The organism is Protofrankia sp. Cr1, from assembly GCF_963555865.1.
In the GTDB taxonomy this organism is placed as follows: domain Bacteria; phylum Actinomycetota; class Actinomycetes; order Frankiales; family Frankiaceae; genus Protofrankia.
Genome location: NZ_CAUVXO010000515.1, coordinates 1 through 2,548, shown reverse-complemented (window position 1 = coordinate 2,548; position 2,548 = coordinate 1). Strand labels below are relative to the sequence as shown.

Below are 2,548 nucleotides of genomic sequence, written 5' to 3'. Positions count from 1 at the left end.
CGGCTCGAGCACCTGGTCGATGATGACGAACTCGGTGTGTCCCTCGGCGAGAAGGTAGAGAGATCGCATCCGATCAGCCCTGCTCGCTACCTGGCACGCCGCCGAGCAGGTTCTTACGCCACAGGTCTCCAAGCGAATAGTCGTCCAGCCAGGCTGTGAGCCGGTTCGGGTCCGGCCGGTGGAAGGTCGACGCGCCATCCTCGCGCTCGACGATTATGATCTCATCGAGATTGAACTGGTCGATCAGCGGGACTGACTGGGTGGCGACGACAACCTGGCTGAATGTGCTGACAGCTTGGAGCATCCCGGCGAGCTGGACCAGGCGAAGGGGTGGAGGCCGAGTTCCGGTTCGTCGAGGACGACGATGAGTGGTGGTTCCGGCTGCAACAGCAACGTAGCCAGGCAGACGAACCGAAGTGTTCCGTCCGAGAATGCCTCGGGGCCAAGGACCTTATCGAGTCCCACCTGACGCCATCGTAGCCGCACGCCTTGCTTTTCCTGCACAAGTACAAAGTCGCGGAAGAAAGGAGCTACCTGGCGGATCGCGCGTACGATGCGCTGGTAGGCACGCTGCCTGGAAACTGACAGGCCTAGTAGGAAGGCCGCCAGATTGGCCGCGTCTGGGGCGAGCGTGACGTTGTCCGCGGAGTCGGCGAACAGCTTGACCGGCGCGGTACGGCTTGTGTCATGGAAGTGGTAGACACGGCAGCTGCCGAGCAGCTTGACCACGTGACCCGCGGTCGGCTGTTCGCCGTGGACCTCGATGTCCTCGTGGAGAAGGGTCTCTCGATGCCCCCGACCGAGGTGGCGCGTGAAGGGATGGTCCGTTGCCGAGTCGGCGGAGGAGATCGTCTCGCTGTCGAAGACGAAGTCGTCCCGCGCGCCTGGCACGAGTCGCGCCTCGTAACTGTCAGGCGGGGACTCCACGCGAAGGCTGATCGCAGCCTTACCCTTGGTACCGCCATGGAGCAGTGTGGCAGCGCCGCCGCGTAGACCGACGAACAGCTGTAGATCATCATTGGCGATGCGTCCGAGTAGTTCCAACGCATTGACGAAGTTGCTCTTGCCTGCGCCGTTGGGTCCGACCAGGACGTTCAGCCGCCCGAGTTCGACGCGCGCAGAGCGGATTGATGTGTACCCCTCGACCGTCACGGACGTGAGTCTGCTGCCGATCATGACTCACACTTTAGCGCCCGGGGACTGCGGCCTCCGGGCGCGCGATCTGACGATCGTCGCGCACCCTTTGGCCCTTGCGCCGCCAGCGCCTGACACCTCACGGCGGTGTCGGGGAGATTATTGATCGCCGAGGAGGTCCGCGGCGAGCAGGCAGAGGTCGTCCTCTCTGCCGCTGGGCCCGGCGACCTCGGCCAGCAGCCGGTCGCACGCCGCGTCCAGGCCCATGGCGTGGGAGCCGGCGGCAACGGCAGACAGGAAGTCGAGTCGCTCTGAGATGGATGTGTCCCGGCGTTCGATCAGCCCGTCGCTGTAGAGCAGCAGGCGTGCGCGTGCCGGCAGAGTCACGGTGTCCTGCCGGTAGGCGCAGTTGTCCACGGCTCCGAGGATCGGGCCGTGGACCTCCTCCAGAAAGGTCGCGTCGGCGCCGTCGAGCAGCAGCGGTGGTGGATGCCCCGCACATGACCAGGTCAGCTGCTGGTTGGTCACGTTGAGACAGGCGACTACCGCGGTGGCGTAGACGTCGGAGTCGGACGCCGTGAGGCTGGCTGACAGCTGACCGGTGATCGCGGCCGGGGTCTGGCCCAGCATGGCATAGGCGCGTGCCGCGTGCTTCAACTCGGCCATCACCGTGGCGGCACGCAGTCCGTGGCCACCGACGTCGCCGACGATCAGCATGAGTGAGCCGTCCGGGAGCGTCAGAGCGTCGTACCAGTCGCCACCGACGTCGACGTCCCGGCCCGCCGGCAGGTAACGCGCGGTGAGTTCCACGCCGGCGACGTTCGGTAGGTGCCGCGGCAGGATCGCCTGTTGGAGTGCTTCAGTTACTGAACGCTGTCGCTCGTACAGGCGCGCACGTTCGATCGCGTGGGCGCAGGTGCCGGCCAGGGTGGTCAGGAAGGCCCGCTCATCGGCATCGAAGGTCTGATCGGTGGTCCAGCCGAGCAGGATGACGCCGATCGGTCGTCCCGAAATAATCATGGGAATATGTGCCATGCCGGCCAGCAGAGCAACCTCAAGGAGGGTACGGACGTGCGGATAGTCGGCCAGGTAATCCGCGCGGGACGCGTCGAAGCGGGCACGGGCGGTGCGCAGGACCTCCGGGGTGGCCGCGGTTGCCCGGCCGGAGACCCGCTCCAGGACGTGGTTGACGCGGTCGGACTGCGTCGTCGGGCTGACCATGCGTATCCGGCCTTCCTCGCCGACCAGCATGATCGCTGCAATGTCGGCACCGAGGTCGTGCTGCGCCGAACGGGCCATGACGTCGGCGACGTCTGGGACGGTCAGTGCCTGGCCGAGCGCCGCGGTCACGTCGAAAAGCTTGCGGGCACGGTCCAGCGCAGACGACAGCGAGGTGATCAGTTCCGCGCGCTGC

3 protein-coding genes are annotated in these 2,548 nt (G+C 66.1%); all 3 read right to left on the bottom strand.

Annotation, left to right across the window (positions count from 1 at the left end):
- Positions 1 to 73: 73 nt before the first annotated feature.
- Positions 74 to 304 (bottom strand): hypothetical protein, encoded by a 231-nt coding sequence (locus U9980_RS24875; protein WP_322770147.1) that lies wholly within the window; start codon positions 302 to 304, stop codon positions 74 to 76.
- A complete protein-coding gene (locus U9980_RS24870; protein ID WP_322770146.1) occupies positions 244 to 1,176 on the bottom strand; it encodes an AAA family ATPase in 933 nt (310 codons plus the stop codon). Before U9980_RS24870 ends, U9980_RS24875 begins: the two co-directional genes overlap by 61 nt.
- Before the next feature lie 117 nt (positions 1,177 to 1,293).
- The coding region (locus U9980_RS24865; protein ID WP_322770145.1) for a GAF domain-containing SpoIIE family protein phosphatase at positions 1,294 to 2,548 on the bottom strand (1,255 nt) is incomplete at its 5' end.